Raw genomic sequence first — 6,189 nt, 5'->3', positions numbered from 1 at the left:
TACTAGAGCGTCGTGAGTGGCGATCACGGTTAGAACCGGGATAGACACTCACGAGGCGCAACCCTAGGCCGAGTCCGCGATCCGCTCCTGCCCCGCCGCCCGCTCCTGCCCCGCCGCCCGCTCCTGCCCCGCCGCCCGATCCTGCCCGCCGATCGCCGCCTGCACCGACGTGCACGCCGCCATCAACGCCGCCACGAACTCCTCCGCCGCGAACACGCAAGCGGTATGCCCAGCCGGAATCTCATACGTAGCCGCGTCGGCGATCCGGCGAGCCAGGCTCCGCTGATGCGCCGGAGCGATGAACCCGTCCCGCGAAGTCACCACGACCGCCGTAGGCAGGTCGAGCGTGTGCAGCCACGGCGTCGAATCGAAGCGGCCGATCTCGTCCAGCGCGACCGCGATCGCCCACGGGCTCGTCGAGCGGAATTCCTCCAGCGCCCACCGGTGGTCCTCCAAGCGGGCGAGGCGTTCGCGGCGCGGTTCGCCGGGGACGAGGCCGATCCGGGCCTGGTCGCGCAGCAGGTGCAGGGTGCGGCCGAACAGATCGAGCGCCACGCGTTGCCGCAGGCCTCGGCGGAAGTTGCTCGCCGTCGAGCACAGCACCAGGCCGGTGACGCGGTCCGGGAAGCGGTGGGCCGCCAGCTGGCCGACCATGCCGCCCATCGAGTAGCCGCCGACCATGAACCGGTCGATCCCCAGCGCGTCCGCGACCGCCGCCACGTCGTCCGCACAGTCGTCGAGGCTGAACTCGTGCGAGCGGATGCCTTGGCCGTGCCAGCGCTGGTCGAACACCACCACCCGGTGGTTCTTGGACAGCCGCTCCAGCGCGGGATACCAGGTGAGCAGGCCGGTGCAGGCGACCGAGTGCAGCAGGATCACCGCGGGTGCGTGCCGCGGCCCGACGTCCACGACGACGGTTTGGCCTCGGCCGGGCAGCGACAGCGGCTTCGGGTCGGGGACGCCCGCGGTGGGCGGGATGGTCGCGAGCTTCCTCGTTGCTTGCCAGCCGACGTCGCCCAGCGCTGATTTGAGAACTTGTTCCGCACCCACGTCGGCGTGCCGCCCCTCTCCGCTTCGTGGTCGATCTACTGCCCGGGCCCCGGGTCCTGGGGGTTGCCGAGCCAGCCCATTCCGGCTAAAAATAGAACGTGTTCCACCTAGGTGGAGGGAGACCGGAGTGGACTTCACCCCCGACGATACGCAGAGCGAGATCACCTCGCTCGCCGCGCAAGTGCTCGGGAAGGCCGACGAGCCCGCGGACCAGTGGCGAGCGCTGGCCGACGCGGGCCTGCTCGCGCTGCCCCTGCCCGCCGATCTCGGCGGAGACGGGCTCGGCGTCGACCACGTCGCCCCGGTGCTCACCGAGGTGGGCCGGGTCGCGGCGGCTGTGCCCGCGTACGCCGTGCTGGCGCTCGGCATCCTGCCGATCGAGGCGCTCGGCACCCCGGAGCAGCGCGCCGAGTTCCTGCCGCCCGCAGCGGCGGGGGAGAGCATTCTCACTGCCGCCTTGCACGAGCCGTCCGCACCGCTGACCTCCATCCCCGGGACCAGCGGTGCGGCGGCGGACGGCGCGTGGGCGGTGACCGGCGTCAAGACACACGTGCCGTACGCCGCGGAGGCGACCCGAATTCTCACGCCGATCGCGTTGCCGGGCGGTACCGGTGTCGCGCTGGTGGATCCGCGCGCTGACGGCGTCGAAGTGCTGCCGGCGTACAACGCGACGGGGACGCCGGAGTACACCGTGCGGTTCGACGGCGTGAAGGTGAGCGAAGCGGATTTCCTGCGCGACCGCACTGCGGGACATGCGTTACAGACGCTCCACCGCTACGCCTTGGCAGGAGCGCTCGCGCTCGGCGACGGACTGCTTGCCGGAGCGTTGGCGTTAACTGCGCAGCATGTCGGCGAGCGCACGCAATTCGGCCGTCCGCTGGCGACTTTCCAAGCGGTGGCCCAGCAAATCGCGGACGTCTACGTCGCTTCCCGCACCGTGCATCTGGCCGCGGTGTCGGCAGTGTGGCGGCTGGCGTCCGGGTTGGACGCGGACACCGAGCTGGACATCGCGGCGTACTGGCTGTCCGAGGAAGCGCCGTCCGCGCTGGCGATCTGTCATCACCTGCACGGCGGCGTCGGCGTCGACCGCACTTATCCGCTGCACCGGTATTCCTCGGCGGTGAAGGACCTCGGCCGCGCGGTCGGGGGAGCGGCGCACCGGCTCGGCCGGCTGGGCGAACGAGTGGCGGGATGAGCATGCACATCGAACTGACGGCCGCGCAACAGGAACTGCGGGCACAACTGCGGGAGTACTTCGCGGGTCTGCTGACCGCCGACGAACGCCGCGCGTTGCTGCGGGAGCGGCACGGGCAGGTGTACCGCGACGTCGTGCGCCGGATGGGCCGCGACGGGAAGCTCGGCGTCGGCTGGCCCAAGGAGTACGGCGGCGGCGGTTTCGGGGAGATCGAGCAGCACATCTTCGTGGACGAAGCCGCTCGCGCGGACGTCCAGCTTCCATCGGTGACGCTGCAGACGGTCGGGCCGACGTTGCAGGCATTCGGTACCGAGGAACAGAAAGCCATGTTCCTGCCGAAGATCCTGGCTGGCGAAGTGCATTTCGCCATCGGCTACACCGAGCCGGAAGCCGGGACGGACCTCGCCTCGCTGCGCACGCGCGCGGTGCGCGACGGCGACGACTACGTGATCAACGGCCAGAAAACCTTCACCACCGGCGGCCACGACGCGGACTACGTGTGGCTTGCCGTGCGCACTGATCCGGACGCGCCGAAACACAAGGGCATCTCGATCCTCATCGTCGACACCCGCGACCCCGGGTATTCGTGGGCGCCGATCATCACTTGCGACGGCGCGCACCACGTCAACGCGACCTTCTACGAGGACGTCCGGGTGCCGGCGAATATGTTGGTGGGCGAGGAGAACCGCGGCTGGCGGCTGATCACCACGCAGCTCAACCACGAGCGCGTGATGCTCGGTCCGGCCGGGCGCATCGGCGGCCTGCACGACCGTGTGTGGGCGTGGGCGGCCGCGCGCCGGACCCCGGACGGCGCGGCGCTGATCGACCTTCCGGACGTACGCGCGGTGCTGGCCGAAACGTTCGCGGTCGCGCGGGTCAACGAACTGCTGAACTGGCAGGTCGCGGCGGCAGCGGCGCACGGGTCGGTCGAGATCGCCGACGCTTCGGCGACGAAAGTGTTCGCCTCCGAGCGAATCCAGCGGATCGGGAGGCTGCTGGAGGAGCTGGTCGGGCGGCACGGCGATCTCGCCGACCCGGACACCGCCGAACTCGCCGAATGGCTCGACGTGCTGGCGAAACGGAACCTGGTGCTGACGTTCGGCGGAGGCGTCAGCGAGATCCAGCGCGAATTGATCGCCTCCGCCGGACTGAAACTGCCGAGGGTGCCGCGATGACGATCGAGGAAGCCGCCGCGAAAATCGCCGCACAGGGCGAAAGCGCGCCGAGGTATGCGCGCGACCCGGTGAACCAGGCGATGGTGAACAACTGGGTCGAGGCGATCGGCGACGCCAACCCGGTGTACACCGACGCGGACTTCGCTGAGACGAGTGTCCACAAGGGACTTGTCGCGCCGCCGGCGATGGCGCAGGTGTGGACGATGCCGGGGCTGCACGGCGTACGCGGGGACGACGACCCGCTCGGCGCGATCCTGACGGTGCTCGACGACGCCGGATACACGTCCATTGTGGCCACCAACTCCGAGCAGACCTATCACCGCTACTTGCGTCCTGGCGAGCACGTTTCGACCACGAACGTGCTGGAGGACGTCACCGGCCCCAAGCGCACCGGGCTCGGCGAGGGCTGGTTCGTGACCACCCGGACGAATTGGTACGTCGACGGGGAACTGGTGGCGGACATGGTGTTCCGCGTGCTGAAGTTCCGTCCGCGCGAACCGGAACCGCCCCCGGCACCGGTGCTGCGACCGGTGATCAGCCACGACACCAAGTTCTTCTGGGACGGTCTGCGCGAAGGCGAGTTGCGTATTCAGCGCTGGGGCGACGTGCTGCGGCATCCGCCCGGCCCGATGCCGCCGGACGGATCGCTCGACACGGTGCCGGACTACGTCGTCGCCAGCGGGCGCGGAACGGTTTACAGCTTCGTCGTCCACCACCATCCGGCGGTGCCGGGCAAGCGGCTGCCGTTCGTGGTCGCGCTGGTGGAGCTGGAGGAAGGCGTGCGGGTGATGGCCGAACTGCTGGACGCCGACCCGGCCGAGGTCCACATCGGACTCCCGGTGACCGCCGCGTTCGTGCGCGTCGACGACGAACTGACCCTGCCCGCGTGGAAGGTGGCGCGATGACTGCCGCAGTCGGGACCGAACTGCCGCCGATGGTGATCGAGGCGACGCCGACGTTCGTGATCAGCACCGCGCTGGCGACCCGCGATTTCCAGGACGTGCACCACGACCGGGACGCCGCCGTCGCGCGCGGATCGAAGGACATTTTCCTCAATATTCTTACCGACACCGGGCTAGTGCAGCGGTACGTCAGCGACTGGGCTGGCCCGCAGGCGCTCATTCGCTCGATCAAGATCCGGCTCGGCGTGCCGTGCTACGCCGGTGACACGCTCACGTTCACCGGCCGGGTCACCGCCCGCGACGGTGCCGAAGTCGAGCTGGAAGTGTCCGCTATGGACAGTCTAGGTGCGCACGTGACCGGCACGGTTTCGCTGACGCTGCCGGAGGAGGACGCATGACGTTCACCGGGACCACCGCCATCGCCGGGATCGGCGCGACGGAGTTCTCCAAGGATTCCGGACGCAGCGAGTTGCGGCTGGCGGCCGAATGCGTGAGCCACGCACTGGCGGACGCCGGACTGAAACCGTCCGATGTGGACGGAATGGTGTCGTTCACCATGGACGGCAACGCGGAAATCGCGCTTGCCCGCGAACTGGGCATTCCGGAGCTGACCTTCTTCAGCCGCGTGCATTACGGCGGCGGTGCGGCGGCGGCGACCGTGCAGCAGGCGGCCATGGCGGTCGCCAGCGGGATCGCCGACGTCGTGGTCGCGTATCGGGCGTTCAACGAGCGCTCCGGAATGCGGTTCGGGCGAGTGTCCGCGGCGGCGGCGCAACAGGTCAATACGTCCGGTGTGGACAATGCGTTCCACTACCCGATGGGCATCGCGACCCCGGCCGCGACGGTGGCCATGGTCGCGCAGCGGTATCTGCACGAATACGGGGCCACCAGCGAGGATTTCGGAAAGATCGCGGTCATCGACCGGGCACACGCGGCGACCAATCCGAACGCCTGGTTCCACGGCAGGCCGATCACGCTGGAGGAGCATCAGTCTTCGCGCTGGGTCGCGGAACCGTTGCACCTGCTCGATTGCTGCCAGGAAAGCGACGGCGGCGTCGCGTTGGTGATCACCAACCTCGAACGCGCGCGCGACCTGCGGCAGACGCCGGTGGTGGTCTCGGCGGCGGCGCAGGGGAGCGGGCCGGACCAGTACGTGATGACCAGCTACTACCGCGACGATCTCGCCGCGCTGCCGGAAATGGGCGTGGTCGGACGGCAGCTGTGGGGCCAGTCCGGGATCGGACCGTCCGATGTGGACGTCGCGGTGCTGTACGACCACTTCACCCCGTACGTGCTGATGCAGCTGGAGGAACTGGGTTTCTGCGGCCGTGGCGAGGCGAAGGACTTCATCGCGGGCGACACGCTGACTCTGGACGGAAAGCTGCCGCTCAACCCGCACGGCGGCCAGCTCGGCGAGGCCTACATCCACGGCATGAACGGCATCGCGGAGGCGGTCCGGCAACTGCGCGGCACGGCGGCGAACCAGGTCGCTGATGCCGGGACGGCGGTGGTGACGGCGGGGACCGGCGTCCCGACCAGCGGGCTGGTGTTGACCAGGCCGTGAGTGCCCGCGACGCATCCTCGCGCGGGACGGCGCGGTGTGGCGGGTGGCGGGGCGGGAGCCTGTGCGGCTGAGGTGTTGGTCGGGTCTCGTGAGTGGCGATGCCGGTTAGAACCGGGATCAGCGCTCACGAGGCGGGACGGGTTGTCGCGGGACGGCAGGGTGCGGCCGGTGGCGGGGCGGGGGCTTGTGCGGCTGCGGGGTTGGTTGGGTCTTGTTAGTGGCGTTGCCGGGTAGAACCGGGATAAATCCCTACTAGACCCGGTCGCAGGGGTCTGACCTGGGACTGTCGGCCCACGCATAGCC

6 protein-coding genes are annotated in these 6,189 nt (G+C 69.5%); 5 read left to right on the top strand and 1 reads right to left on the bottom strand.

The genetic code is table 11. The features are described from left to right. Positions 1–63: 63 nt before the first annotated feature. Positions 64–1,050: an alpha/beta fold hydrolase gene (locus tag D0D37_RS45410; protein WP_244223911.1), complete on the bottom strand. Its 987-nt coding sequence runs from the start codon at positions 1,048–1,050 to the stop codon at positions 64–66. A gap of 127 nt (positions 1,051–1,177) precedes the next feature. On the opposite strand from D0D37_RS45410, the gene D0D37_RS45405 reads away from it, so the two are divergent. From D0D37_RS45405 to D0D37_RS45385, 5 genes are read left to right on the top strand one after another with little or no spacing between them, the layout of a single operon-like run. Then, positions 1,178–2,245: an acyl-CoA dehydrogenase family protein gene (locus tag D0D37_RS45405; protein WP_116206752.1), complete on the top strand. Its 1,068-nt coding sequence runs from the start codon at positions 1,178–1,180 to the stop codon at positions 2,243–2,245. A 2-nt stretch (positions 2,246–2,247) separates the two neighbouring features. Then, positions 2,248–3,420, top strand: coding sequence for an acyl-CoA dehydrogenase family protein (locus D0D37_RS45400; RefSeq protein WP_116206751.1), 1,173 nt, complete (start codon positions 2,248–2,250; stop codon positions 3,418–3,420). Next, positions 3,417–4,325: a bifunctional MaoC family dehydratase N-terminal/OB-fold nucleic acid binding domain-containing protein gene (locus D0D37_RS45395; protein WP_116206750.1), complete on the top strand. Its 909-nt coding sequence runs from the start codon at positions 3,417–3,419 to the stop codon at positions 4,323–4,325. The genes D0D37_RS45400 and D0D37_RS45395 overlap by 4 nt, the downstream gene beginning before the upstream one ends. Then, complete coding sequence (locus D0D37_RS45390; RefSeq protein ID WP_116206753.1) at positions 4,322–4,720, top strand: MaoC family dehydratase; 399 nt, start codon at positions 4,322–4,324, stop codon at positions 4,718–4,720. The genes D0D37_RS45395 and D0D37_RS45390 overlap by 4 nt, the downstream gene beginning before the upstream one ends. After that, positions 4,717–5,886: a lipid-transfer protein gene (locus D0D37_RS45385; RefSeq protein ID WP_116206749.1), complete on the top strand. Its 1,170-nt coding sequence runs from the start codon at positions 4,717–4,719 to the stop codon at positions 5,884–5,886. Before D0D37_RS45390 ends, D0D37_RS45385 begins: the two co-directional genes overlap by 4 nt. Positions 5,887–6,189 lie beyond the last annotated feature (303 nt).

Source organism: Amycolatopsis circi, from assembly GCF_003385235.1.
GTDB classification, from domain to species: domain Bacteria; phylum Actinomycetota; class Actinomycetes; order Mycobacteriales; family Pseudonocardiaceae; genus Amycolatopsis; species Amycolatopsis circi.
Note: the sequence above shows the minus strand (reverse complement) of the source record. Positions and strands in the feature narration are given on the sequence as shown.